The sequence below is a fragment of the Nocardia sp. NPDC101769 genome (genome assembly GCF_044766925.1).
GTDB lineage: Bacteria > Actinomycetota > Actinomycetes > Mycobacteriales > Mycobacteriaceae > Nocardia.
Genome location: NZ_JBIWMX010000011.1, coordinates 88186 through 114279 on the forward strand (window position 1 = coordinate 88186; position 26094 = coordinate 114279).

Below are 26094 nucleotides of genomic sequence, written 5' to 3' on the forward strand. Positions count from 1 at the left end.
CAACCACCTTGGCACAGCGAAAGCGGGGCGTTCACAGCGGCCGGACCTCGACAATCGTGCCCGCCGGCAGCTCGGTCGCGGCGGCCGGGACATCGATGAGGACATCGGCCCGGGCCATGGCGGCGATCAGATGCGAGCCCTGACCGGACACCAGCGCCACCCCGCCCTCGGCGAGCTTGCCGCGCAGGAACTGCCGCTTCCCGGCGGGGGAGCGGACCGGTTCCAGCAGCGGCAGTTCGGAAATCGGCAGCGCGGGCAGGCCCGCCAGCTCGCGCAGGATGGGCCGGGCGAAGACCTCGAAGGACACCATGGTGCTCACCGGATTGCCCGGGAAGCTCAGCACCGGCACCCCGTCCACCATGCTCAGCCCCTGCGGGCCGCCGGGTTGCATTGCCACCGCGCCGAATTCGCCGCCCCGCGCCGACAACACCTCCTTGACGACCTCGAAGTCGCCCATGGAGACGCCGCCGGAGGTGAACACCACATCGGCCTGGGCCACGGCCTCGGCCAGCCGGGCCCGGAACTCCTCGTGGTCGTCGGTCGAATGCGCCACCGACACCACCTCGACACCGTTGTCGGTGAGGGCCGCGGCCAGTGCGATGCCGTTCGAGTTGAAGATCTGGCCGGGTAGCAGGGTCGCCCCGGCAGGCCGCAGTTCGTCACCGGTGGTGAGGACCGCGGCGTACACGGGACGCCGCACCGACAGCTCGCCCAGCCCGACCGCCGCCAGCGCCGCGATGTGCCGGGGCCGCAGCAGGGTGCCCGCGGCCGCCAGCAACTGCCCGGCGCGCACATCGGTGCCCGGCTCGCGCACGAAATCGCCACTGGCACGGCTGGTTCGGATCGTCACGGTGACGCCGTCGGACTCGGTGTGCTCCACCGGCACCACGCAGTCCGCCCCGGGCGGCACGGGTGCGCCGGTCATCACCTTGACGGCGGTGCCCGCCGGCAGCGTCAGCTGTTCGGTGTTCCCGGCTGCCACCACGCCGACCAGCGGCAGGGTCGCGGGGACGATGGCTACCGACTCCGCGCGCACCGCGTACCCGTCCATGGCCGAGTTACGGAACACCGGCAGATCCAGGGGTGCGTACACATCCACGGCCAGCCGCCGCCCCAGCGCCCGGTCCATCGGGACGGTCTCGGCGACGCGTCCGGCCAGCGGCCGGAGCACATCCTCGATGCGTCGGCGGTGGTCGTCGACGGGTCGGGCCGGGGCTAGCGCGTGCCGGGAACTCATGCCGGTGAGCCTATACGCGGGTGGATCCTCCAGGCCGTGACCGGCTGTTCGGCGGGCTCGCCTCGTAGGAATCTACGAACACTTGCGGTCCCGGCAATAATGGTGCAATGACCGTGGTCGCGATGGGTATGCCCGCTGTGCGAACCGGGCGGCCCGCGATGGACGGACGCCCGGATACGCCCCTGTTGCTGGACCGCTTCGGCCGAGTCGCGCGGGACCTGCGGGTATCCATCACCGAGAAGTGCTCGCTGCGCTGCACCTACTGCATGCCGGAGGAGGGCCTGCCGCCCATCCCCGCCGACGAGCTGCTCTCCACCGAGGAGATCGTGCGGCTGGTGACGCTCGCGGTCCGCGAACTGGGAGTGCACGAGGTGCGATTCACCGGCGGCGAACCGCTCATGCGGCGCGATCTGGAAGGCATCATCGCCGGTTGCCATGCGGCGCTGCCGGATACGCCGCTCGCCATGACCACCAATGGTGTCGGGCTCGAGCATCGGGCGCGCGGACTGGCCGCGGCCGGGCTGCGGCGCATCAATGTCTCGCTCGACACCGTGGACCGCGACGGCTTCCACCGGCTCACCCGCCGGGATCGCCTCGATTCGGTGCTGGCCGGGATTCGCGCCGCCATCGCGGCCGGGCTCACCCCGCTCAAGGTGAACGCGGTGCTCATGCGCGAAACCCTGGACGGCGCAGCCGATCTGCTGCAGTGGTGCCTGGACGCGGGCGCGGAGCTGCGGTTCATCGAGGAGATGCCGCTCGATGCGGACCACGAGTGGGCGCGCGCCAACATGATCACCGCCGCCGAACTCCTGGACGTGCTCGGTGCCCGCTTCGACCTCACCGAGACCCGCCGCGAGGATCCCTCCGCGCCCGCCGAACGCTGGCTGGTCGACGGCGGCCCGGCCACCGTCGGCATCATCGCCTCGGTGACCCGCAAGTTCTGCGCCGACTGCGACCGCACCCGCCTGACCGCCGACGGCCGGATCCGCTCCTGCCTGTTCAGCGATCAGGAGTACGACATTCGTGCCGCGCTGCGGTCCGGCGCGACCGACGCCGATATCGCCGGACTGTGGCGCGGCGCCATGTGGAACAAATCGGCCGGGCACGGCATCGACGCCGCCGGCTTCGTCCCGCCCGAACGAACGATGGGAGCCATCGGTGGTTGAGGTCCGCTATTTCGCCGCGATCGCCGAAGCGGTCGGTAAGGAGAAGGAAACCCTGGATCTGCCGTCCGGGGCCACCGTCGCCGACCTGCGCACCACCCTCTCGGCGGTCTACGGCCCGAAGCTGGACCCCATGCTGAAGGTCTGCGCCTACCTCATCGGCGACGAACTCACCCGCGACGGGGCCACCCCGCTGTCCTCGCGCGTGGACGTGCTGCCCCCGTTCGCGGGCGGCTGACCCGCAGCGCAGCCCTGCGCTGCCGCGAATCTCACTGCCGGGCGCTGACATTCGCCGATCCCAGCACGGTCTCGCCAGGAGACCGATCCGAATGACACACGCCCCCAGGCCCCGGCACCCCGCTCTCGCGAGAGTACGGCAGGAGCGTTGCCTCATCGAGAACGCGGATCAGAAATGAGCAGCGCCCGCTGCGCGCGGTCCGGAGCGGGCTATTTCCACCAGGTGTCCAGCGGGGTCACCGGGACGGTGCGCTTGTGGCGGGTGTTCCGGAAGATGGTTTCGACGCGCTCGGAGACCTCGGGGCCGACGGGCTTGCCTTCGAGGTAGTCGTCGATCTGGGAATACTCGAGGCCCAAGGCTTCCTCGTCGGGAAGGGAGGGGCGATCGTCCTCGAGGTCGGCGGTCGGGACCTTCTGCCAGACGCTCGGCGGCGCGCCGAGTTCCTGCAGCAGTGCCGCGCCCTGACGCTTGGTGAGCCCGGTCAGCGGGGTGATGTCGACGCCGCCGTCACCGTATTTGGTGAAGAAGCCGGTGACCGCTTCGGCGGCGTGGTCGGTGCCGACGACCAGCATATTGAGCTGACCCGCGATGGCGTATTGCAGCAGCATGCGCTCGCGGGCCTTGATATTGCCGCGCACGAAGTCTCGCAGGCGGGGCTCCTCGTGCAGCTCCATGATGCCGAGGGCGGCCTCTCCGGCGGCGGCGTCCGCGCTGGGCTTGACGTTCACCACGACCGACCGGTCGGGCTGAATGAACCGCAGAGCGATCTGGGCGTCTTCCTCGTCGAACTGGACACCGTAGGGCAGGCGCGCGGCCACGAAGATGGCGTCGTGGCCCTCGGCGCGCAGCTCCTCGGCGGCGAGCTGGCACAGGCGGCCGGTGAGAGTGGAGTCCTGGCCGCCGCTGATGCCCAGCACGAAACCGGTTGCGGGCGTGGAGCGCAGGTAATCCTTGAGGAAGTCGATGCGCCGCCGCACTTCGGTTTTCGGTTCGATGTCCGGTAGGACGCCCAATTCGGCGATGATCTGTTCGCGCAGGTTCCCCATGGCCACACTGTACTGAACGGCCGGCGACCCTACTGACCGGCGGGCGCGGTGACCTGCCGGACCAGATGCTCCCAGTGATCGCCCACCTGGTCCGGGGTGTAGCGAAGTTCGCGGATCTGATGCAGCACCAGCCCGGCGTCCAGGCTGGCCAGCAGCGTGTCGGCGGTCAGCGAGATGTCGCCGGGTGCGCCCGCCTGCCGGAGCAGCAGGGCGACATGGGTTTTCGCGATGTTGTAGGGCGGGCCGGAGTACTGCCCGCCGATGTCGGCGTTCTTGCGCACGTCTCCCTCCACCTCGACCAGGGCCAGGCGCGCCCGCCCGAAGGCGATCAGCCGCTCCACGGGCGGCGCGCCCGGGCCCAGCGGCGGCGGCCCGAACATGTAGGCCCACTGGAGTTTCTGATCGGATTGGTCGAGCAGCGCCAGCATGAGCCCGGCCCGATTGCCGAAGCGCCGGAACACCGTTCCCTTGCCGACACCGGCCAGCTTGGCGACGGCGTCCATGGTGACCGCGTCCGCGCCGTACTGCCGGACCAGCTGTTCGGCGGCGTCGAGCAGCAGCTGCCGGTTGCGGGCGGCGTCGCTGCGCTCATGGCTGCTGCCGGGCATGAGCAGCGGAACCGAGTGCGCGGGGGGCCGCTGTGTGCCGACAGGTTCGATCGGCAGCGCGATGCTCGGCAGGGCCGGAACGACCTCATCCGGTGAGGTGTCGCGTGTCACAGGCTGTGTGCTCCTACCAGGGAATGTAAGCGGACTGTAGTCCGGTTACAGTCTATCGAAAGTTCCGCTGCTGAATCAGTAACCCTTGGAGTGATCATCATGTCGCAGACCCGCATTCTCGTTCTGGTCGGCAGCCTCCGCGCCGCGTCGATCAACCGCCGCCTCGCCGAGGCCGCCGCGAAGGCCGCACCGGAGGGCGTCGAGCTCGCGATCTACGAGGGCCTCGGTGAGATTCCTTTCTACAACGAGGACATCGACGCCGAGGGCGAGGTCCCGGCCGCCGCACAGGCGCTGCGTGACGCCGTCGCCGCCGCCGACGCCGTGCTGCTGGTGACCCCCGAATACAACGGCACCCTGCCGGCCGTGCTGAAGAACGGCATCGACTGGGCCTCCCGTCCGTACGGTGCGGGTGCGCTCAAGGATCTCCCGGCCGCGGTCATCTCCGCGTCCATCAGTCCGAACGCCGCCAAGTGGTCGCACGACGACGCCGTCAAGGCGCTCGGCGTGGCCGGTGCGAAGGTCGTCGAGGAGGCATCGCTGAACTTCGGCGTCATCGGCCAGCGCTTCGGTGAGACCCACCCGGCCGACGATGCGGAGGCCCTGACCCAGCTGGCCGCCACCGTGCACCTGCTGGCGGAGACCGCCACCGTGCGGGCGAACGCCTGACAGCTTGGGCTAATGCCTGACAGCTTGGGCTAATGCCTGACAGCTTGGGCTAATGCCTGACAGCTCGGGCTAATGCCTGGCACATGCAGTGATTACTCGTTGAATTCAGCGCAAGGCCACGGCTTTTGAGCCGTGGCCCCTAGCTTTTCCCGGACAAATCGGGCTACCGTCACACCATGAAGCTATCAACGGGCAACACTTTGTTAGGCCGTTGTTTCATGGCGGTTACCCTGGCCGTCTCCGCCGCCTCGGTGGTGGTCAATGCGGCCGATGCGGCGGCCGAGTCGTATGTACGCCTCTACCTGGGCAACTGGGCCGGGTACGTGGTGCGGGGGGATTTCCGGGAGATCAGCGCCACCTGGGTGCAGCCGCACGTGGACTGCCGCAATCCGGGCATCCTGCAGCGCGTGGTGCCCTGGGTGGGATTGAACGGCGCCGCCGGGCTCAACGGTCAGGTCGCGCTCCCGCTCGTGCAGACCGGCGTCGAATCCCTGTGCGCCAGTGACGTGGCCGTGTACGCGGCGCTGCCGGGTCTGCAGGTCGAATCCGCCGCCGCGGATCTGGCGTACGCCGATCCGGACCTGGCCGGAACGGTCATGAACGCCGGGGGCAAACTGTCCGACCTGCTCGGCGCGGCCGCGGATGGCCTGTGCTCGCTCGGGCTCTTCGGTGGTCTCTGCACCCCCGACACGCAGGTCGACGGCTGGTGGGAGCGCTACCCCGATGCGCCGGTGAGCTACGACGACGTCGTGGTCCGGCCGGGCGACACCATGCATTCGGTGGTCAGCTGGGGCGACGGGCGCTACGTCATGACGCTGGAGAACCGCACCGCGAACTGGTCCCGCACCACGGTCGCCGCCTCCTCGGTGCCCGCCCACACCGCGGAGATCGTCGTCGAGGGTCATCTCAGCGGCGCGCTGCCCGGTTTCGATCCGATCACCTTCACCAACGTAACCATCGACGGTCTGCCGTTGGCGGCCTATGACGTCGACACCTACGGGATCGCGGCCACCAATCGGTTGCTGACGCCCGGTCCGATCGACGGCGCGTCCTTCACGATCCGGTAGTCCGGGCTCACGCGCCGCGACACGCCGAGCTGAGCGGGGGCCCTGGAATTGGGGGCAGGGCCCGGCGGCGTGACAAACCGGGTGGTCGCTCGAGTCTGCTGTGACTCGTGGGGTGGGTGTTGATCAGCGGTGATGGTGTGTTTGCTGGAAATGAACTGAATGTCGAAATTGTGATGTGTGTCGCAGTCGTGTCGAGTTGCGAATCGAGTGTCCAGGTACTTACGGCACCGGAATTTCACCTTTGTGAGTCGCAACATGTCGTGTTGTATGAATCTGTCGGCCACTAGGTGTAGTGTCTTGGGAGCTGGAAGGCCACTAGGTGAAGACCTCGAAGTTCACCGAGCGACCAGGGGCTTCGGTTCCACTTCCAGGGGTTTGCGCACTTACTACGTGGATCTTGTTTGAGCCGTGCACTGCAGACAGATCAAAGGCTAAGGAGAAGGGGATACCAATGACCATCACCGTTTACACCAAGCCCGCTTGTGTCCAGTGCAACGCCACGTACCGCGCCCTCGACAAGGCTGGTGTCGACTACAGCGTCATCGACATCTCCGAGAACCCCGACGCCCGCGACTACGTCATGGCCCTGGGCTACCTGCAGGCCCCCGTCGTCGTCGCCGGTGATGATCACTGGTCCGGCTTCCGCCCGGATCGCATCAAGGCTCTGGCCGACATCGTCGCCGTCGCCTGATGCCGCGCCGCCGGTCAGGGCCGGCGGCCTCCTGCAGGTTCGTCCGAATCGAAAGGAGGGGAGATGACCGAGATGTCCAGCGCGACACCGAATCTGGTCTACTTCTCGAGCGCTTCGGAGAACACGCACCGCTTCGTCGAACGACTGGGCCTGCCCGCCGTTCGCATACCGCTTCACACCGCCGACTCGCTTCGTGTCGACCAACCCTTCGTGCTGATCGTCCCCACCTATGGGGGAGGTCGGCACGTTTTGGGTGGGCAGCGATCCGACAAGGAATTCGTCCCCCGCCAGGTGGCCAAGTTCCTCAACGACCCGCACAACCGCGCCCTGCTGCGCGGCGTGATCGCGAGCGGCAACACGAACTTCGGCGATACGTACTGCTATGCGGGGGAAGTGATCTCACGTAAGGCAGGGGTCCCGTACCTGTATCGCTTCGAACTCATGGGAACTGCCGAGGACGTCGAGCGCGTCCGAGAGGGATTGGGATTGTTTTGGCAACGACAACAGCACCGGTCGGAAAGACTGCCCGCGTAGAGCGCCCTGTCAGCGGCGACTCCGCGACCGAGGGACTCGACTATCACGCCCTCAACGCGATGCTGAACCTGTACGGCCCCAACGGCGAGATCCAGTTCGACAAGGACCGGGAAGCCGCGCACCAGTACTTCCTGCAGCACGTCAACCAGAACACGGTCTTCTTCCACAATCTGGAGGAGAAGCTCGACTACCTGGTGCGCGAGAACTACTACGAGACCGAGGTTCTCGACCAGTACTCCCGTGAGTTCGTCAAGCAGCTGTTCAAGCAGGCGTACGCCAAGAAGTTCCGGTTCCCGACCTTCCTCGGCGCGTTCAAGTACTACACCTCGTACACGCTGAAGACCTTCGACGGTAAGCGCTACCTGGAGCGTTTCGAGGACCGCGTGTGCATGGTGGCCCTGGCCCTGGCCGCCGGTGACGAGACCCTGGCGCGCGAGCTGGTCGAGGAGATCATGGACGGCCGCTTCCAGCCGGCCACCCCCACCTTCCTCAATTCGGGCAAGCAGCAGCGCGGCGAGCCGGTGTCCTGCTTCCTGCTCCGCATCGAAGACAATATGGAGTCGATCGGTCGCTCCATCAACTCCGCGCTGCAGCTGTCCAAGCGCGGCGGCGGTGTCGCCCTGTTGCTCAGCAATATTCGTGAGGCCGGCGCGCCGATCAAGAAGATCGAGAACCAGTCCTCCGGTGTCATCCCGATCATGAAGCTGCTGGAGGACTCGTTCTCCTACGCCAACCAGCTGGGTGCGCGGCAGGGCGCGGGTGCGGTGTACCTGCACGCCCACCACCCCGACATCTACCGGTTCCTGGACACCAAGCGGGAGAACGCGGACGAGAAGATCCGCATCAAGACGCTGTCGCTGGGTGTGGTGATTCCGGATATCACCTTCGAGCTGGCGAAGAAGAACGAGGACATGTACCTGTTCTCGCCGTACGACGTGGAGCGCATCTACGGCGTGCCGTTCGCCGACATCAATGTGACCGAGAAGTACTACGAGATGGTCGACGACAAGCGGATCCGCAAGTCCAAGATCAAGGCTCGCGAGTTCTTCCAGACCATCGCCGAGCTGCAGTTCGAGTCGGGCTACCCGTACATCATGTACGAGGACACGGTGAACCGGGCCAACCCGATCGCGGGCAAGATCACCCACTCCAACCTGTGCTCGGAGATCCTGCAGGTCTCCACCGCGTCGGAGTTCAACGACGACCTGTCCTATGCCAAGGTGGGCAAGGACATCTCGTGCAACCTGGGTTCGCTGAACATCGCCAAGACCATGGACTCGCCGGACCTCGGCAAGTCGGTCGAGGTCGCGATTCGCGCGCTGACCGCGGTGTCGGACCAGACCCACATCTATTCGGTGCCCTCGATCGAGCAGGGCAACAACGAGTCCCACGCCATCGGCCTGGGCCAGATGAACCTGCACGGCTACCTGGCGCGCGAGCGAGTCCGCTACGGCTCCGAAGAGGGCGTGGACTTCACCAATATCTACTTCTACACGATCGCCTACCACGCGATCCGCGCCTCGAATCTGATTGCGATGGAGCGTGGTTCGGCGTTCGGCGGCTTCCCCGACTCGAAGTACGCCACCGGCGAGTTCTTCGACAAGTACACCGACCAGGCGTGGGAGCCCAAGACCGACCGCGTCGCCCAGATCTTCGCCGACGCCGGTGTCCACATCCCCACCCAGGACGACTGGCGCGCGCTGAAGGCATCGGTCATGGAGCACGGCATCTACAACCAGAACCTGCAGGCGGTGCCGCCGACCGGTTCGATCTCCTACATCAACCACTCCACCAGCTCCATCCACCCGGTGGCGTCCAAGATCGAGATCCGCAAAGAAGGCAAGATCGGCCGCGTCTACTACCCGGCCCCCTACCTGACCAACGACAACCTCGAATACTTCGAGGACGCCTACGACATCGGCTACGAGAAGATCATCGACACCTACGCCGCGGCGACGCAGCACGTCGACCAGGGCCTGTCCCTGACCCTGTTCTTCAAGGACAGCGCCACCACCCGCGACGTCAACCGGGCCCAGATCTACGCCTGGCGCAAGGGCATCAAGACCCTCTACTACATCCGCATCCGCCAGATGGCTCTGGAAGGAACCGAAGTCGAGGGCTGCGTGAGCTGCATGCTCTGACAGGTGCTATCGATAACGGCGTCCCCGGCAACTGCCGCGGACGCCCTTTTCGTGAAAGCCGATGTGGGGGAGGCAGGATGGAAACCGCCGATCGATACCGGGCATTCGCCGAGAAGGAGGTACGGGGCTACTCGCCCTGCTACGAGCACTGGTGCCTCGGAATCGCCAGGGACACAGAGCTTCTCGCCCTCATCGACACCCTGCCCGTGCACAAGCGCCAGCCCAACCTGATCCTCGGCGCGGCCCGCTACCTCGGCGTGACGGTGGGGCCATTCGAGGAGTTCAAGCACTTCCTCGTCACCAACTGGCCCGGGGTACGGGACGTCGCCATGACCCGTCGCACCCAGACCAACGAGGTGGGCCGGACCGCGACCCTGCTCCCGCTGCTCGCCCGGCACGGTTCGGATCCGGTCGCACTCATAGAATTCGGTGCCTCCGCCGGACTGTGCCTGTACCCCGATCGGTACAGCTACACCTACGACGACGGCCCCACCCTCGACCCCCGAGACGGGCGCTCCACCGTCGTCCTGCCGTGCGCCACCACCGGCAACCCGCCACTGCCCGCCGAATTACCGAACGTCGTGCACCGCGCGGGTATCGACCTCAACCCGCTCGATGTCCAGGATCCCGAGGACATGCGCTGGCTGGAATCTCTCGTCTGGCCCGAACAGCGAAACCGCCTGGACCGCTTGCGCAATGCCGCCGCCATCGCCCGGGAGAATCCGCCGCATCTGGTTCGGGGCGATCTCAGCAATGCTCTGGCGGACCTGGTCCACGAGGCTCCCTCCGATATACCCGTCGTTGTCTTCGGTAGTGCTGTGCTGCTATATCTCGCGCGCGCCGATCGTGCGACTTTCCCGCCGATGATGCGAGAGCTTCCGTGTGAGTGGGTTACCAACGAGCCGCCGGGAGTCGTTGATTTCGGCACCGATGCTCTCCCGGTCGGACCGGCAGACGTGCATCTGGTACTTGCGTCGAACGGGGTTCCGATGGCGTATACGCGCCCGCACGGGCAGAGTCTCGACTGGTTCGGGAAGTGCTGATGCACGCGTGAGTTCCTCTCGATCGCATCGAATCCGGCTGGGGCACACCGGTCCGGATGGTCTAGACCAAGCAATCCGTGCGAACCTATCCCGGCGGCAATGTGCTGGTCAACGCGATTCTCGTGGGTGAGAACAGTTGGTTGACAGCCCGTTTCGGGGGATTGACGAGCAGGCGACGCGGCGGGGATGACCGCTGCTGTGGTCGATCCCACGGCCGCGCCGCCCATTGTTGTGAACTCTCCAGAAGGTGGCTCGGGCCCTGCCGATCACGATTCGGGCCTGGTTAGGTTCGCAGTGATTCGGGTATCGAATGAACGAACTGCGCGGTCGATGCCGGAATCGGAATCGCATCAAGGACTCCCGTTGGAGGTGAGTAAGAAGTCCTCTCCTGCCCCCGCATGCCGAGGACTGCTTGTTCGAGACATGCACTGCCGGTGCAGTCGCAACTGCACTCCCATCGGATGAAGACCCATCGAGCGGCCAACCTCGCACCCGCTCGGTGGGTTCTTCGGATATCACGCCCGGCGTGAGGAGTTAGCTTGTCGCACAACATGATTCAGATGAATCCCGAGATGGGAGCAGAGTCGTGAGGTCCCGGACGGTCGCCCCGGTCGCGGTGGCGCTGACGATGCTCGCGTGCCCGCCGCTGGGCGCGACCGCCCATGCCGTAATGCCGTACCGGGCCGCGTCCCCGGCGGATGTGACCCGGGTGGATCAGTTCGGCCCGAACTGGGAGCGGGTCGAGGTCACCTCCGCCGCCATGGGCCGCACCGTCACCCTCGATGTGCTGCACGGCTCCGGCGCGGGTCCCCGGCCCACCCTCTATCTGCTGGACGGGGTGGACGCTGAGGGCGTGTCCGACTGGCTGACCAAGGGGCACGCGGCGGAATTCTTCTCGGACAAGCCCGTCGACGTGGTCCTGCCCGCGGGCGCCACCGGCAGCATGTACACCGACTGGCAGCACGCCGATGCCGCGCTCGGCTGGAACCGCTGGGAGACCTTCCTGACCGCCGAGCTACCCGGCGCCATCGAGCCCTATCTGCATTCCGACGGCCGCCGGGCCATCGCAGGCGTCTCCATGGGCGCGCAGGGCGCGATGATGCTCGCCCACCGCCACCCCGGCTTCTACCGCGCTGTCGCCGGATTGAGCGGTTGCTACTCGACCATCGACCCGTCCGGCAGCGCGATCACCGCGCTCACCGTCGCCTCGCGCGGCGGCAACATCATCAACCTGTGGGGCCCGCCCGGCACCTTCGACTGGCTGATCCACGACAGCACGGTCTGGGCGGAAGCCCTGCGCGGCACCGTGATCTATCTGTCGGCCGCCTCCGGTCTCCCGGGCCTGCCCGATCTGACCCAGGTGCTGAAGTCGCCCGATATTCCGGCCGCTCTGGAGGCCGCCGGGGGCGGTGTGGTGCTGGAGGCCGGCGCCCGCGTCTGCACCGAGCATTTCGCGAAACGACTGAGCGACTTGGGAATTCCCGCCACCGTGCACTACGAGCCGACCGGAATTCACGCCTGGGAGGACTTCTCCGCCGAGTTGGGCCCGGCCTGGGATACCCTCGCCACCGCGTTCGCACCGGCCTCCGGGCGGTAGTCGTCGCCAGAATACGGTTGGGGCACAGGATATTTCAGTGCCGGAATCCGTAGCGGGGCAGTCGGCGCAGCCCCGGCCGGATCCGGCTGTCCACCGTCACGGCCAGCCCGGCGTGCACGGCCGCCACGGTGAAGTCCGACGCCTCCTTCCAGGTGGCCGCGTATTCCATGGTGAGCTCTGCCCCTTCGTCGGGCCCGCCCAGGTACACGGTGACGCGATGGGTGAGCGCCTCCCCGACGCTGTCGAACAGAACCTTGCCTTCGGTGATGCCGGCCATGCGTGCTGCTCCTCGAATAGTGGCGGGGAGACGCGCGAGCCGGCCCCTTCGGCGGCTGCGCATCTCTGTAACCGAAGGTAACCGGATTGGCCTGCGCGGGAACGTGTTCCGGTTCGAGCTTGGAAATGTCACAAGCGTCGCGCGAGTGTAGTTGTCACTCGTTGGAACAGAAACGTCAGCGTCCCGGACTGGACGTGCGCTCGCAAACGATCACCGAGCCCATGATGACTATTCGGAAGGTTCGCTGTCCCCTCTGGCCCGGCACACCGCACCTTCCCAGGCTGGTTACCAGCGGGCCGGCCGACCGCTTCGGGTCAGCCCGCCGCCCGATAGGTGCGGGCCACCAGCGCCGAGCGCAGGTACCACAGCCCCGACGCCTGGCTGGGATCGAACCCGGTCAGCTGCCCGATCCGCTTGAGCCGGTAGTCCACCGTATTGGTGTGCACGTGCAGCATGCGCGCGGTGCGCTGCCGGTTCAGGTTGTTGCTGATGTGCGCCTGCAGCGTCTCCAGCAGCTCGGCGTGTTCGTCGAGCGGGTCCAGCAGCGACCCCAGATGATCGCGGCCCGGCCCGGGCCGGGTGAGCTGATATTCCAGTGCCAGTTCGTCGAACCGGAACAGCCCGCGCACCAGCCGCAGCCGGTGCACGATGTCGAGGAGCTCGTGCGCCTGGTCGGCCGCATCCGGAATCTGTTGCGGCGCAGCGGAAACCAGCGTCGCGGTGATCGGCACCCGGGCCGCCCGCGACAGCTGCTCGACCAGTTCGTCCAGCTGCTCGTCCGCGAGCGCCGTGACCGGCACCAGCAGCGTGCCGCCGTCCACGCTCAGCAGCGACAGCACCCGGTCGGGGTACCGGTGGGCCAGTTCGGCCTGCACCCGGCGCAGCTTGCGTCGCGCCACCACCGCGCCGTCCACGGTGGGGGAGTGCTCTTCGGGATGTTCGGGAATGGCCAGCGCCAGCACGTGATACGTCTCGGCGATCTCGATCCCGCATTCGCGCGCCATGGTGGAGGTGCTGTGCCCGCCCAGCAGCGCGGAGGTGAGCGTGTGCACGGCCGTGTGGTGTTCGCTCACCACCGAACGCAGCTCCCGGACGTAGGCCATGGCCACCGCCGATGTCATCCGGTCCAGCAGCTCCACCACGAGTTTGGCCCCGTCCATGATGCTGTCCATGTCGGCGGCCGCGATGACCAGCGTGACATCGCCGTCGTCGTCCTCGCGCCGCACGTGCCCGGCCATGGCATTGGCCATCACCAGCTCCGACCCGATCTTGAAGCCCTCGTGGATGGCGTGGTGGATGGTGTCGATCGGGATGCCCTCCCGCGCCCACTGCGCGGCGGCCTCCTCCAGGCGCTTGGTCTTCTCCGGAATGTCGCGCCCGTCCAGCATGCCCACCGCCAGCTCCAGGCAGGTGCGGGTGACGGTGGTGACGTCGCCGTGAATGGCGTCGCCGGGCAGCGTCCCGCACGGCGCGACGGTTTCGACGAAATGCCCCACCATGTGCTGAGCGAGCCCGCTCACATCCTTGAGCGGCGACGATATCGGGCTGCCCGACACGGTGAGCCCCGACCGGGCCGGAATTCCCACGGACATCCGTGACTCCCTTCCACCCCGGGGTTGTGCCCCTTCCGGGACCTGAAACGCTAACGCATGCCGCAGACGGCGGCGGCCGGATCGATCTCTCCTGTGAGGCACAGTAATGCGATTTCGGCGCTCTTGTGACTTCTCACATGCGCCAGGCCGCTGCCGCATGACAGCCGGGCAGCGTCGACGCGGGGCAATTCACGCGGCCACGCGGGTGAAATGGGCGCACGCCCGAGGCGCGAGAGCGCCACCGAGGTGATCTATCCGACTCCACCTCGGAACGGAATCCTGTCAGCCCGGGTGGACATGCCAGGGGCGGTGATCAGGCCAGGTGACCGGTGTCGTTGTACGAGGTGAGCCGCATGCCGGAATCGGCACGCTCCCAACGGGTTATGGACGCATTGCGCACCTGGGCGCTGGTCTGCGCGCTGATCTCGGCCTCGTCCAGATCCCCGAAGATGTAGCGGGTCAGCACGATTGCGATGTCATGGGTGAAAACCAGAACGTGGCCGTGCATTTCGCGCAGCACCGCCCGCAGCCGGAGCGCGACGTCGGGCCAGGACTCGCCGCCCGGCGGGCGATGGTAGAAGCCGCCCGAGCGCTGCATCTCCCGGTATTCGTCCGGGTAGCGGCGTTGGATGCCGATTCTGGTGAGCCCGAACAGCACTCCGGGCTCCCGGTCCCGGATCCGCTCGTCGAAATGCACGGGCGGCGTCGACAGGAAAACCAGCGCGATGCGGGCGGTCTCGCGGGCGCGCAGGTACGGCGAGCAGAGCACCAGATCGAAGCCCGGATCGAACCCGGCCAGTCGTCTCCCGGCCGCCGCCGCCTGCGCCGCGCCCAGCTCGGTCAGCGGCACGTCGGCATCCCGTGTGCCCGTGATGAATTCCTCCGCCCCGGTGTACGGCGCGGCGTTGACGGTGCTCTGGCCGTGCCGCACCATGGTCAGTGATTCCAGTCCCGCTCCCGTCGCGTCCACCCATATATCGTGCGCGCAACCATGGCTGTCCGCCCGGCGAAATGTTAAGTGTGGGCAATGACCACATTCGGTGACGCCCGCGATACCCGGACCGGTCCGCCGGCGCGACCGGACGAACTGCCGCTGGGCCCCGTGCACTACAAGCTGGTCGCGCTGGTCGGCATGGGCCTGTTCTTCGACCTCTACGAGCTGTTCCTGGCCGGCACCATCACCGGCGTGCTGCGTCAGCAGCTGCATCTGTCCACCTACCAGCTCAGCGGCATCCTGGCCTCGGCCTTCGCGGGCCAGTTCCTGGGCGCGCTGGTGATCGGGCGGCTCTCGGACGTGTTCGGCCGCCGCCCCATGTTCATGGTGAACATCGGTCTGTACGCGGGGTTCACGCTGCTGGGCGCGTTCAGCCCGAACGTGTGGTTCCTGATGGCCACCCGGGCACTGGCCGGTCTCGGCATCGGTGCGGAGATGACGGTCTCCGACACCTACCTGTCGGAGACCATGCCCGCCCGGGTGCGCGGGCGGATGATCGCCATCGCCTACACCCTCGGCTTCTGCGCGGTCCCCGCCGTCGGCTTCCTGGCCCGCTGGCTGGTGCCGTTGCGGCCCTTCGGGATCGACGGCTGGCGCTGGCTGTTCGTGCTCGGCGGCCTCGGCGCGGCACTGGTGTTCGTGGCGCGGCGGCACATGCCGGAGTCACCGCACTGGGAGGCGGGCCGGGCCCGGCAGCGCGTGCCCTTCACCGAGATCCTGCGCAAGCCCTTCCGGGGCCGCACCACCCTGTTCTCCGCGGTGATGATCCTGCAGGTCTTCGGCTACTACGGGTTCGGCACCCTCGCGGTCCTGGTGTTGCAGCACAAGGGATTCACGGTGGTGAACTCCCTCGGATACCTGGCCATCACCTATCTCGGCTACCCGCTCGGCTCGCTGCTGGCCATTCCCCTGATGGAGCGCGTGGAACGGAAATACCTGGTGATGGGCAGCGCCGCCCTGATGGCGGTATTCGGCCTGGTCTTCGGTTTCGCCACCGCGGTGCCGCTGATCCTGGTGTCGGGTGGCCTGTTCACGCTGGCCAGCAATGTGTTCTCCGACGCCATCCACACCTATCTGCCGGAGTCCTTCCCGACCAGCGTGCGCGGTACCGCGTCGGGCACCACCTATTCGCTGTCCAAGCTGAGCACGGCCGTGCAGCCGTTCCTGCTGCTGCCGCTGCTGGACCGCCGCGGGCCGGGCGCGGTGTTCACGATCATCACCGTGGCCCTGGTGATCATGGTCGTGCTCATCGGCCGCTGGGGTCCGATCAGCGGCCGCAAGCCGCTCGACGCGGAGTGAATGCCGGCCGCGCGCCGGGTTTCGCTACCGGTGCGCGGCGACCGGACTGCCCTCCGTGATGTCGGCGGGCGGCAGCCACAGCGTGGCGATGGTGCCGCCGCCGACCGCGGGCTCGATGGAGGCATTGCCGCCGTGCGCCTGCGCCACCCAGGCGACCAGCGCCAGCCCGATGCCATTGCGCCCGCTGCGCCCGGCCGCGCCGCGGTTGAACGGGCTGGCCGACATCACCGGATCGACGCCAGGGCCGTGGTCGCGAATGCTGACCCGGCCCTCGGCCACATGCACCTCGACCGGCGCGGCCCGGTTCACCGCGCCGTGGGTCAGCCCGTTCTCCAGCATGTTCCGGACCGCCAGGCTCAGCAGCTGCGGATCGCCCACCACCACGCTCGGGTGCGCGGTCACCACGATCCGCTCGTCGGCGGCCTCCTCGGCCACCGCCTCGGCCAGCTGGTCCAGCCGCAGCAGGGTGCGCTCGGGTTCGGCGATGCCGGACTGCATGCGGGCACGGGCCAGCAGCCCGGTCACCAGGCGCGCCATCCGATCCGCGAGCCGGCGCGCCTCGGCCAGCGTCTGCTGCACCTCCTCGGGTTTGGGCCGGGATTCGGTGAGCAGCTTCAATGTGGTGAGCGGCGTACGCAATTCGTGCGCGGCATCGCCCAGGAACTGCTCGTGCTCGTCCAGCATGCGCAACGCCTGCCGCTGGCTGCGCCCCGACAGCAGGAAGGTGGCCGCGGCCGACAGCAGGACCAGCAGGCCACCGCCGCCGATCAACTCCCACACCAGGATCCGATGCGCCCCGGCGTCGGCCATGGACTCGGTCCCGGCCAGGATGACCACGATGCTGTCCCAGTCGTTCCAGAACACCGGGGCGCCCGCCACCGTCACCGACCGGCCGGTAATGTCGGTACTCGCGAACCGGCTGCCCTGATAGAGCAGACCGTCGGCGTGATCCTCGGTCTGCGTTGCGAGCGTGGAGATCTGGGTGTCGTCGGGCATGAGCGACCGCTGATAGGTGTGCGCCTGCTTCCACGGCTCGCCGGGTTTGCGCACCGCCACCACGACCGCCGCCGAGCCCTTGGCCAGCTCGTCGTCGATGACGGTGGACAGGTCCAGCACCTGCTTGTCGTCGTGCTGAATGGCCCGGGCCAGCCCGCCCGCCACCTGCTCGGCCTGATCCTGCGCCCGGGTCTGGCGCGCGTGCGCGTCGATGGAGGCGGCCACCAAGCCGAACACCAGCACGGCCGCCGCGGTGATCACGGTGACCAGCGCGGTCATGATCCAGCGGGCCCGTTTCAGCCGGGCCACGGCGGGGGAGCGGTGCGCGCTCACGAGATCCCGCCGCCGATGAGGAATCCCGTACCCCGCACGGTCTCGATCACGCTCGGCTCCCCGAGCTTGCGGCGCAGCTTCGCCACCACCGCGTCCACCACATTCGAGGCGGGCTCTGCCATTTCGTCCCAGCAGCATTCGATGAGATCGGTGCGGGTCACCACGCTGCCGCGCCGGGTCGCCATGAGCTCGAGCACCGCGAACTCCTTGGGGGTGAGCATCAGCATGATGCCGGCGCGGGTGACCCGGCGGCGCATCAGGTCGATATCGATGTCCGCCACCGCGATTCGCGAGGCGGTCGGCTGTTCGCGGCGGCGGCACAGCGCCCGCACCCGCATCACCAGCTCCGGCAGCGCGAAGGGTTTGGTCAGGTAGTCGTCGGCGCCGTGCTCGAAACCGGCCAGCCGATCGTCGAGCCCGTCGCGGCCGGTGAGCATGAGCGCGGGCACCGTGTGCCCGGCGCTGCGCGCCCCGGCGACCAGGTCCAGGCCGTCGCCGTCGGGCAGGCCGCGATCCACCACCAGGCAGTCGTAGCGATTGATGGCGATCTTGAAATCCGCGTCGGCGATGCTCTGGGCGAGGTCCACCGCGAACCCGGCCGAGCGCAACCCATCGGTCACCTCACGGCAGAGCTGGTGGTCGTCCTCTAGCACCAAAACACGCACAGAGGCAGAGAGTAGGGCATCCAGGACGCGCGCCCAACGGTTGCGGCGACCGGATCGGCGAAAAATGATCGGAAAATGATCCGATGGCGAACCGGCTCGCTACCAACGGCTTCCGACCCTCTCACGAAACCGCCCGCCAGGTCGAGGGTGTGATTCGCTGTGCGATATGGTCGACTGCCGCCACCTCACCCCGCCGTGGAGTGGCTGGACAACCGCTCGCCGCACCGCATCGCCGACCAGCTGGCCCGCGTGGACGCGGTGACCGCCACCCTGCTCGGCCACCCGGATGGGTCGGTCGGGTTCCATATGACGCCGGAAGTCGTTGCGCTGCCGCGGAATCTGCCCGCCCTCGACCCGGCCGTCGTCTTCGCGCCCATGGTGAACCGCGCTGGTGGACGTCACCGGGCCGGTCATCTACTTCACGACCGCGATAGTGGTGCCGGGGATCTGACGCGGGTGCTCGGCATCTGATCGGCAAACCTGGGGCGAGTTCGGACACGCCGACCCCGGGTCGCTGTGACGGATTGCATCGCTGTAATTTTCTGCAGTCGGTGGCGTGCTTGCCCATCCCCTTTTCGCATTCTCGCAGGACAGTGTGAGGGCACATGAAGACACAACTTCTTGTGCTGCACGGGGATGTCACCTACCAGTAGTAGTGTTCAGGGTAAGGGAATTCCGCAGGGTCCGGTGAGCTGAGAAGGGTGTGTGAGCGGGCGTGAAACTGATCGATCGGGTGACGGCGATCAACTGGAACCGCGTGCAGGACGAGAAGGATGCCGAGGTCTGGGATCGGCTCACCGGCAACTTCTGGTTGCCGGAAAAGGTCCCGGTCTCCAACGACATCCCGTCGTGGAACACGTTGACCGCCAATGAGAAGCAACTCACCATGCGGGTCTTCACCGGCCTCACCCTGCTCGACACCATCCAGGGCACGGTCGGCGCGGTCAGCCTCATCCCGGATGCGCTGACCCCGCACGAGGAGGCGGTGCTCACCAATATCGCCTTCATGGAGTCGGTGCACGCCAAGAGCTACAGCTCCATCTTCTCCACGCTGTGCTCCACACGCGAGATCGACGAGGCCTTCCGCTGGTCCGAGGAGAACCGGAACCTGCAGCGCAAGGCCGAGATCGTACTGGCGTACTACAACGGCGAGGACCCGCTCAAGCGCAAGGTCGCCTCCACCCTGCTGGAGTCGTTCCTCTTCTACTCCGGCTTCTACCTGCCCATGCACTGGTCCTCGCGGGCCAAGCTCACCAACACCGCCGACATGATCCGCCTGATCATTCGCGACGAGGCCGTGCACGGCTATTACATCGGCTACAAGTACCAGAAGGGCCTCGAACTGGTCTCCGAGGCCGAGCGCGAGGAGCTCAAGGCCTACACCTTCGAGCTGCTGTTCGAGCTGTACGAGAACGAGGTCGAGTACACCCAGGACCTCTACGACGAGGTCGGCCTCACCGAGGACGTCAAGAAGTTCCTGCGCTACAACGCCAACAAGGCGCTGATGAACCTCGGCTACGAGGGCCTGTTCCCCAAGGACGAGTGCGACGTGAACCCGGCCATCCTGTCGGCCCTCTCGCCCAACGCCGACGAGAACCACGACTTCTTCTCCGGCTCCGGCTCCAGCTACGTCATCGGCAAGGCCGTCAACACCGAGGACGAGGACTGGGAGTTCTAGCCGGTCTCCCCGGGCCTTCAGCGCACGGCTGCAGGCCCGGGGAGGTGGGTGAGCTCAGTCCGTGACGTATCCGTTGAGGTTATTGCGGACATCGTCGAGCAGGGCCCGGGCGGCGGTGATGCCGCTGCCGTGCCAGATGGTGTCGTCGACGGCGAACTCGCGGCGATCGCTCACGGCGGCGAGCTGTTTCCAGTTGTCGCCCTTCATGATCGACTTGCCGTAGTCGAGACCGTCCTTGCCGTCGAACATGAGGAAGATCAGGTCGCCCTCGATCCGGTTGCGGTCGTCCTGGGAGCTCAAACTCGTCACGTCGAAGGAGTCCCCGCGCTGCGGCTGCGGCCGCTGCACGCCCGCGTCGCCCAGCACCTGCGCGGCGAAGCTGTTGCCACCCTGCACCTGAATGACATTGGGCTCGAAGCGGATCACCGACGCCTCGGTGAGGGCGGCATTGGCGGCGACGCCCGCGTCCTTGGCGGCCGTGCGGTAGTCGTCGAGCGCCCGGGCCCCGGCGCTCTTGCGGTCCATCGCCTCCGCGAAACCGGTGAAGGTGGCCTGCCAGCCGTTCTCCTCACCGACCAGCACCGTCGGGGCGATGCCCTTCAGTGCGTCGTACCGTGAGCTGTCGGCGGCCGGGCCGATGATCAGATCCGGCTTCAGCTCCGCGATCTTCGCCGGATCCGGGTCGCCCACCGGGCCGACCGAAGGAATATCGACGACGCCGGTGCCCAGATAGGCGGGCTGCGGCGCGGGACCGGCGAGCGTGGTCGCGCCGACCACGCGCTCCCACAGCCCCAGCGCGCAGGTGGCGTCCAGGGCGGACGTGGAGAGCACCACGATGCGCTTGGGGTCGGCCGGCACCTCCGAGGTGCCCGAGGCATGGGCGACGGTCTTGGTGCCCGAGGCCGAGTCCGGGCTGGACGGCAGCGGGCAGGCCTTGGAGGTGTCGCGCTCGACCCCGACCACGCCCGCACCCGCGATATTCGTGGTGGTGCGCACGATCGAGGCGGAGTTGTCATCGGTCTTGCCGCATCCCGCGACCAGACCCACCGTCAGCAGCGTGGCCGCCGAGACCAATCCCACACTGCGCAAATGCCGCAAAGATCGCCAATGGGGAGCGACCAGGGGGGAGGAGGTGGAGGCGAACGTGTTTCGGGTGGAAGCGGACTCGCGCACCGGCATGCGGGGCAGCCTACAGCCGTGCCCGGCGACTCCCAATTACGACACCGGCGCCGCCGAAATACGACACAGAGTAGGACCCGGAGTGAGCGCTGTCGGAACACCGTTTACGATCTGTCACAGCGCAAGCCACCGTCGTTCGTCATGTGCCGAACCGGACGCCGGAAGCAGCGTACGAACGATGGCATACCTGTGGAGGTTTCGTGACTGCCGTAGAACCGCGGCCGGCCAGCCTTGTGGAGGCGGCTCGGCCCTATCCTCAAAGGACGGGTCCGAAGGGATCGTTCATCTACAAGATGGTCACCACGACGGACCCGAAGGTTCTCGGCGTCATGTACCTGGTGACGGCCATGTCCTTCTTCATGGTCGGCGGCATCATGGCGCTGCTCATGCGCGCCGAGCTGGCCCGCCCGGGCCTGCAGTTCCTGTCGCCGGAGCAGTTCAACCAGCTGTTCACCATGCACGGCACGATCATGCTGCTCTTCTACGCGACCGCGATCGTGTTCGGCTTCGCCAACATCATCCTGCCGCTGCAGATCGGCGCCCCTGACGTCGCCTTCCCGCGTCTGAACGCGTTCAGCTACTGGCTGTACCTGTTCGGCGGCACCATGGCGACCGCCGGCTTCATCACCCCCGGTGGCGCGGCCGACTTCGGCTGGACCGCCTACGCCCCGCTGTCGGACATCGTCCACTCCCCGGGCGTCGGCGGCGACCTCTGGATCCTGGGTCTGGCCGTCTCCGGTCTGGGCACCATCCTCGGTGGCGTCAACATGCTCACCACCGTGGTCTGCCTGCGCTGCCCGGGTATGACCATGTTCCGGATGCCGATCTTCACCTGGAACATCGCCGTCACCTCGGTGCTGGTGCTGCTGGCCTTCCCGCTGCTCACCGCGGCCCTGTTCGGCCTGGCCTACGACCGCCACCTGGGCGGCCACATCTACGACCCGGCCAACGGCGGCGTGCTCCTCTACCAGCACCTGTTCTGGTACTTCGGCCACCCCGAGGTGTACATCATCGCGCTGCCGTTCTTCGGCATCGTGTCGGAGATCTTCCCGGTCTTCAGCCGCAAGCCGATCTTCGGTTACACCACGCTGGTCTACGCGACGCTGGGTATCGCGGCGCTGTCCATCGCGGTGTGGGCGCACCACATGTACGCCACCGGTGCGGTGCTGCTGCCGTACTTCTCGTTCATGACCTTCCTCATCGCGGTCCCGACCGGTGTGAAGTTCTTCAACTGGATCGGCACCATGTGGCGCGGTCAGCTCACCTTCGAGACCCCGATGCTCTGGTCGGTCGGCTTCCTGGTGACCTTCCTCTTCGGTGGTCTGTCCGGCGTCATCCTGGCCTCGCCGCCGCTGGACTTCCACGTGTCCGACACCTACTTCGTGGTCGCGCACTTCCACTACGTGCTCTTCGGCACCATCGTGTTCGCCACCTTCGCGGGCATCTACTTCTGGTTCCCGAAGATGACCGGCCGCATGATGGACGAGCGTCTGGGCAAGTGGCACTTCTGGGCCACCTTCGTGGGCTTCCACACCACGTTCCTGGTGCAGCACTGGCTGGGCAACATGGGTATGCCGCGCCGCTACGCCGACTACCTGCCCTCCGACGGCTTCACCACCCTGAACACCATCTCCACGATCGGTGCCTTCATCCTGGGTTCGTCGATGCTGCCGTTCATCTGGAACGTCTTCAAGTCCTACCGCTACGGCGAGGTCGTGACCGTGGACGACCCGTGGGGCTACGGCAACTCCCTGGAGTGGGCGACCTCCTGCCCGCCGCCGCGGCACAACTTCTACGAGCTGCCGCGCATCCGCTCCGAGCGTCCCGCGTTCGAGCTGCACTACCCGCACATGGTCGAGCGCATGCGCGCCGAGGCCCATGTCGGCTGGGGCTCCAAGTCCCACACCGTCAAGGAGCTGGAGAAGGTTTCCAGCTAGTCGCTCGACACCTGAATACCAACGCGGCACCCGTCCGACGACGGGTGCCGCGTTGTTTGTGGGGTGGTTTTCGCCAGACGTGAGCACTATGCAACAGTTGTCATGTGCATGATTCAGTGGCTCGGCGGCGGCCGAGAACCAGCGCGACCGCGCGGCGTGACGTCGGGCATCTGTCCGACTTCACCGCGACCCCACGGATGCTGTTCATCGCTGCCCTCGCCGTGCCCATCGGAGCGCTCGGCGCCTGCGCGGCCTGGGTGCTCTCCCATCTCATCGCGCTGATCACCAATCTGGTCTGGTACCAACGGCTCAGCGCCGATCCGGTGTCCGTCGGCGCGACGCACCACAATCCGCTGCTGATCCTCGGCGCGCCCGTGCTGGGCGGCCTGATCGTCGGGCTCATGGCCCGCTATGGGTCGGAGAAGATCCGCGGCCACGGCATGCCCGAGACCATCGAGGCGATCCTGCTGGGCGGCAGCAAGGTCGCGCCCCGGGTGGCGGTGCTCAAACCGGTGTCGGCCGCGGTGTCCATCGGCACCGGCGGGCCCTTCGGCGCGGAGGGCCCGATCATCATGACCGGCGGCGCGCTCGGCTCGCTGCTCGCGCAGTTCCTGCACCTGACCGCGGACGAGCGCAAGGCGCTGCTGGTCTCCGGCGCCGCCGCGGGCATGGCCGCCACCTTCAACACGCCGTTCGCGGCACTGTTGCTGGCGGTCGAACTATTGCTGTTCGAATGGCGGCCACGCAGTTTCGTGCCGGTCGCGACCGCGGTCTCGGTGGCGGCGGTGCTGCGCCCGGCGCTGCTCGGCTCGGGCGCGCTGTTCCCGGCGGCCGGCACGCTGCACATCACCGCGCTCACCTGCGCGCTGTGCCTGGTCTCCGGCATCGCGTGCGGCCTGCTGGCCGTGGTGGCCACCCGGCTGGTCTACGCCTCCGAGGACGGCTTCCGGCGGCTGCCCGTGCACTGGATGTGGTGGCCCGCCCTGGGTGGCGTGATCATCGGCGTCGGCGGGCTGTTCGTACCGCAGGCCCTCGGCGTCGGCTACGACGTGATCGGGGCCGAGCTCGACGGGTCGATCGGACTGGGCCTGGTGGTCGGCATCCTGATCGTGAAGACGCTGATCTGGTCGCTGTCGCTGGGATCGGGCACCTCGGGCGGCGTGCTCGCGCCCATGTTCATGATCGGCGGCGCGCTCGGCGCGCTGGAGGCGCATGTGTTTCCCGCGGTGGGCCCGGGCTTCTGGGCCCTGATCGCGCTGGCCGGGGTGCTCGGCGGCGTGATGCGCTCGCCCATCACCGGGGTGATGTTCGCCGTCGAGCTGACCCACCGCTTCGACGCGCTGCTGCCGCTCATCATCGGCGCCTGCACGGCCTACGCCTTCTCGGTGCTGGTGCTCGAGCGATCGGTGCTGACCGAGAAGATCGCCCGCCGCGGCTTCCACCTGTCCCGCGAATACGACGTCGACCCGCTGGAGATCCTGTTCGTCGGCGAGGTCATGCAGCGCGACGTGCGCGCCTTCGTCGGCGACGTCACCGCCGGGGCCGCGCTCACCGCCATCTCCGGCCACGATCCCGCCGAGCTGATGGGCCGGCGGCAGATGCTCTACCCGGTCCTCGATGTCGACGGCCGCCTGCTCGGCGTCGTCACCCGTACCGCGCTCGAAACCGTCGTCCACGACGGCGAATCCGGTCTGCCTCTCGCCCGGCTGTGTATCCCCGCCACGGTCACCCACCCCGACGCGACACTGCGCGCGGCCGCAATGACCATGGCCGCCAACGACATCAACCGTCTCCCGGTCGTGGACCGCGACAATCCGGACATCGTGCTCGGCATGGTCAGCCTCCCGATGTTGCTCGCGGGCCGGGCACGCGACCATCACGAAGAACACGCCGCCCAGCGCATTCTGCGCCTGCCGACGATCCGACCCTCCCGCGTCGGCGCGCCGGCCTAGCGCCGTGACCAGTGTGTTCCTATTGGCTGATGGAGGATCCGGGAGCTATGTCGGAAACGGGACTGTCCACCGAGTGGTCGCGCGCGCTGGGGCTGCGGCTGCCGGTGGTGAACGCGCCGATGGGTGGGGTGGCGGGCGGCAGGCTGGCGGCGGCGGTCGCGGCGGCCGGCGGCCTGGGCATGATCGGGATGGGGAGTGCGGGGTCGGCGGAGGCGCTCGCACGGGAACTGCCGCACGTCGCCGACGCTCCCGGTCCCGTCGGGATCGGTCTGGTGGACTGGGTGGTGGTCGCCCGTCCCGGGCTGTTCGAGCTCGCTCTCTCGGCCGCACCCGCGCTGCTGTCGGTGAGCTTCGGGTCCGACCTGTCGTGGGCCGACCGGGCCCAGGCCGCCGGAATCCGCACGGCGACACAGGTTTACACCGTCGACGATGCCCGGCGTGCGCGCGATGCCGGCATCGATGTCCTGGTGGCACGCGGTCTGGAGGGCGGTGGGCACGGCGCTCCCGAGCTGGCGACCCTGCCGCTGCTGGAGGCCGTCCTCGACGCGGTGCCGGGTCCGGTGCTGGCCGCCGGTGGGATCGGGTCGGCGCGCGGGGTCGCCGCGATGCTGGCGGCCGGAGCCTCGGGAGTGTGGCTGGGGACCGCCCTGGCCGCCTGTGCCGAATCGCTGCTGTCGGCGGGTGGTCGGCGGGCCCTGCTCGCTGCCGAGGACACCGACACCATCGTGACGCGGACCTTCGATGTCGGCATGGAACTGCCCTGGCCGCAGCGGTTTCCGGCCCGGGTGCTGCGCAACGACTTCACCGCGCGCTGGCACGACCATCTCGGCGAACTGGCCGGTGATACCGCCGCGCGGTCCGAGCTGAGGGCCGCCAATGCCGCCGACGACCCGAGTATCGCCCCGATCGACGCGGGCCAGAGCGTCGGCCTGGTCACCGCGGTGCGCCCGGTCGCCGACGTGCTGACCGAAATGTGTTCGGGCGCCGCACGCCTGCTCGGTCGCTGACCTCGGACGGCGTGATGCCCGCCACCGTCGGCGGCGGTCGGCG

Annotated in this window: 24 protein-coding genes; 15 read left to right on the forward strand and 9 right to left on the reverse strand. The window is 67.7% G+C overall.

Features of this window, described 5'->3' with window-relative positions:
- Positions 1-31: 31 nt before the first annotated feature.
- Positions 32-1237 carry a gephyrin-like molybdotransferase Glp gene (glp, locus tag ACIRRA_RS19160; RefSeq protein ID WP_402769509.1) on the reverse strand — a complete coding sequence of 402 codons (1206 nt, stop codon included), beginning with the start codon at positions 1235-1237 and terminating at the stop codon, positions 32-34.
- A gap of 107 nt (positions 1238-1344) precedes the next feature.
- Here glp and moaA point away from each other — a divergent pair, with 107 nt between their 5' ends.
- Both moaA and ACIRRA_RS19170 read left to right on the forward strand, forming a co-directional pair.
- The gene (moaA, locus tag ACIRRA_RS19165) at positions 1345-2403 is read left to right on the forward strand and encodes a GTP 3',8-cyclase MoaA (RefSeq protein ID WP_402769512.1); all 1059 of its coding nucleotides are present in this window, start codon (positions 1345-1347) and stop codon (positions 2401-2403) included.
- Positions 2396-2638, forward strand: a complete 243-nt coding sequence (locus ACIRRA_RS19170) for a MoaD/ThiS family protein (protein WP_402769515.1) — start codon at positions 2396-2398, stop codon at positions 2636-2638. The genes moaA and ACIRRA_RS19170 overlap by 8 nt, the downstream gene beginning before the upstream one ends.
- 209 nt (positions 2639-2847) lie before the next feature.
- On the opposite strand, the gene nadE is transcribed toward ACIRRA_RS19170, so the two are convergent.
- Together nadE and ACIRRA_RS19180 are read right to left on the reverse strand one after the other, a co-directional pair.
- Entirely contained in the window at positions 2848-3684 is an 837-nt protein-coding gene (gene nadE / locus ACIRRA_RS19175; protein WP_402769518.1) for an ammonia-dependent NAD(+) synthetase, read from the reverse strand.
- 29 nt (positions 3685-3713) lie between these two features.
- Positions 3714-4292, reverse strand: coding sequence for a TetR/AcrR family transcriptional regulator (locus tag ACIRRA_RS19180; protein WP_402769855.1), 579 nt, complete (start codon positions 4290-4292; stop codon positions 3714-3716).
- Positions 4293-4502: 210 nt separating this feature from the next.
- Between ACIRRA_RS19180 and ACIRRA_RS19185 the strand changes: the two genes are divergently transcribed.
- The 7 genes from ACIRRA_RS19185 to ACIRRA_RS19215 all read left to right on the forward strand — a co-directional run bounded on the left by ACIRRA_RS19185 (position 4503) and on the right by ACIRRA_RS19215 (position 12142).
- Positions 4503-5069, forward strand: coding sequence for an NAD(P)H-dependent oxidoreductase (locus ACIRRA_RS19185; RefSeq protein WP_402769521.1), 567 nt, complete (start codon positions 4503-4505; stop codon positions 5067-5069).
- Between the two features lie 218 nt (positions 5070-5287).
- Positions 5288-6136, forward strand: a complete 849-nt coding sequence (locus tag ACIRRA_RS19190) for a G1 family glutamic endopeptidase (protein ID WP_402769524.1) — start codon at positions 5288-5290, stop codon at positions 6134-6136.
- 451 nt (positions 6137-6587) lie between these two features.
- Positions 6588-6827 carry a redoxin NrdH gene (locus tag ACIRRA_RS19195; RefSeq protein WP_402769527.1) on the forward strand — a complete coding sequence of 80 codons (240 nt, stop codon included), beginning with the start codon at positions 6588-6590 and terminating at the stop codon, positions 6825-6827.
- A gap of 63 nt (positions 6828-6890) precedes the next feature.
- Positions 6891-7361: a class Ib ribonucleoside-diphosphate reductase assembly flavoprotein NrdI gene (gene nrdI, locus ACIRRA_RS19200; RefSeq protein WP_379438932.1), complete on the forward strand. Its 471-nt coding sequence runs from the start codon at positions 6891-6893 to the stop codon at positions 7359-7361.
- Between the two features lie 59 nt (positions 7362-7420).
- On the forward strand, positions 7421-9502 hold the full coding sequence (nrdE, locus tag ACIRRA_RS19205) for a class 1b ribonucleoside-diphosphate reductase subunit alpha (protein WP_402769856.1): 2082 nt from the start codon (positions 7421-7423) through the stop codon (positions 9500-9502).
- Between the two features lie 77 nt (positions 9503-9579).
- Positions 9580-10545, forward strand: a complete 966-nt coding sequence (locus ACIRRA_RS19210; RefSeq protein ID WP_402769530.1) for a DUF2332 domain-containing protein — start codon at positions 9580-9582, stop codon at positions 10543-10545.
- A 586-nt stretch (positions 10546-11131) separates the two neighbouring features.
- Positions 11132-12142, forward strand: coding sequence for an alpha/beta hydrolase (locus ACIRRA_RS19215; protein WP_402769533.1), 1011 nt, complete (start codon positions 11132-11134; stop codon positions 12140-12142).
- 34 nt (positions 12143-12176) lie between these two features.
- Here the strand turns inward: ACIRRA_RS19215 and ACIRRA_RS19220 are convergent, their stop codons facing one another.
- The 3 genes from ACIRRA_RS19220 to ACIRRA_RS19230 all read right to left on the reverse strand — a co-directional run bounded on the left by ACIRRA_RS19220 (position 12177) and on the right by ACIRRA_RS19230 (position 14981).
- Complete coding sequence (locus tag ACIRRA_RS19220) at positions 12177-12419, reverse strand: hypothetical protein (protein WP_379382290.1); 243 nt, start codon at positions 12417-12419, stop codon at positions 12177-12179.
- A 314-nt stretch (positions 12420-12733) separates the two neighbouring features.
- Entirely contained in the window at positions 12734-14011 is a 1278-nt protein-coding gene (locus ACIRRA_RS19225) for a PucR family transcriptional regulator (protein ID WP_402769536.1), read from the reverse strand.
- A 313-nt stretch (positions 14012-14324) separates the two neighbouring features.
- On the reverse strand, positions 14325-14981 hold the full coding sequence (locus ACIRRA_RS19230; RefSeq protein ID WP_402769538.1) for a histidine phosphatase family protein: 657 nt from the start codon (positions 14979-14981) through the stop codon (positions 14325-14327).
- A gap of 57 nt (positions 14982-15038) precedes the next feature.
- Here ACIRRA_RS19230 and ACIRRA_RS19235 point away from each other — a divergent pair, with 57 nt between their 5' ends.
- Positions 15039-16304 carry an MFS transporter gene (locus ACIRRA_RS19235; protein ID WP_402769541.1) on the forward strand — a complete coding sequence of 422 codons (1266 nt, stop codon included), beginning with the start codon at positions 15039-15041 and terminating at the stop codon, positions 16302-16304.
- A gap of 24 nt (positions 16305-16328) precedes the next feature.
- On the opposite strand, the gene ACIRRA_RS19240 is transcribed toward ACIRRA_RS19235, so the two are convergent.
- Together ACIRRA_RS19240 and ACIRRA_RS19245 are read right to left on the reverse strand one after the other, a co-directional pair.
- Entirely contained in the window at positions 16329-17633 is a 1305-nt protein-coding gene (locus ACIRRA_RS19240) for a sensor histidine kinase (RefSeq protein WP_402769544.1), read from the reverse strand.
- Entirely contained in the window at positions 17630-18298 is a 669-nt protein-coding gene (locus tag ACIRRA_RS19245) for a response regulator transcription factor (RefSeq protein ID WP_354835110.1), read from the reverse strand. Before ACIRRA_RS19245 ends, ACIRRA_RS19240 begins: the two co-directional genes overlap by 4 nt.
- A 159-nt stretch (positions 18299-18457) precedes the next feature.
- Between ACIRRA_RS19245 and ACIRRA_RS19250 the strand changes: the two genes are divergently transcribed.
- Entirely contained in the window at positions 18458-18769 is a 312-nt protein-coding gene (locus ACIRRA_RS19250) for a hypothetical protein (RefSeq protein ID WP_402769547.1), read from the forward strand.
- Between the two features lie 244 nt (positions 18770-19013).
- On the forward strand, positions 19014-19976 hold the full coding sequence (gene nrdF / locus ACIRRA_RS19255; protein ID WP_402769549.1) for a class 1b ribonucleoside-diphosphate reductase subunit beta: 963 nt from the start codon (positions 19014-19016) through the stop codon (positions 19974-19976).
- Positions 19977-20030: 54 nt separating this feature from the next.
- On the opposite strand, the gene ACIRRA_RS19260 is transcribed toward nrdF, so the two are convergent.
- Positions 20031-21155: an ABC transporter substrate-binding protein gene (locus ACIRRA_RS19260; protein WP_402769552.1), complete on the reverse strand. Its 1125-nt coding sequence runs from the start codon at positions 21153-21155 to the stop codon at positions 20031-20033.
- Between the two features lie 200 nt (positions 21156-21355).
- Here ACIRRA_RS19260 and ctaD point away from each other — a divergent pair, with 200 nt between their 5' ends.
- The 3 genes from ctaD to ACIRRA_RS19275 all read left to right on the forward strand — a co-directional run bounded on the left by ctaD (position 21356) and on the right by ACIRRA_RS19275 (position 26051).
- Positions 21356-23092 (forward strand): cytochrome c oxidase subunit I, encoded by a 1737-nt coding sequence (gene ctaD / locus ACIRRA_RS19265; protein ID WP_402769555.1) that lies wholly within the window; start codon positions 21356-21358, stop codon positions 23090-23092.
- Between the two features lie 104 nt (positions 23093-23196).
- Complete coding sequence (locus ACIRRA_RS19270) at positions 23197-25044, forward strand: chloride channel protein (protein ID WP_402769558.1); 1848 nt, start codon at positions 23197-23199, stop codon at positions 25042-25044.
- 47 nt (positions 25045-25091) lie between these two features.
- Entirely contained in the window at positions 25092-26051 is a 960-nt protein-coding gene (locus tag ACIRRA_RS19275) for an NAD(P)H-dependent flavin oxidoreductase (RefSeq protein WP_402769560.1), read from the forward strand.
- Positions 26052-26094 lie beyond the last annotated feature (43 nt).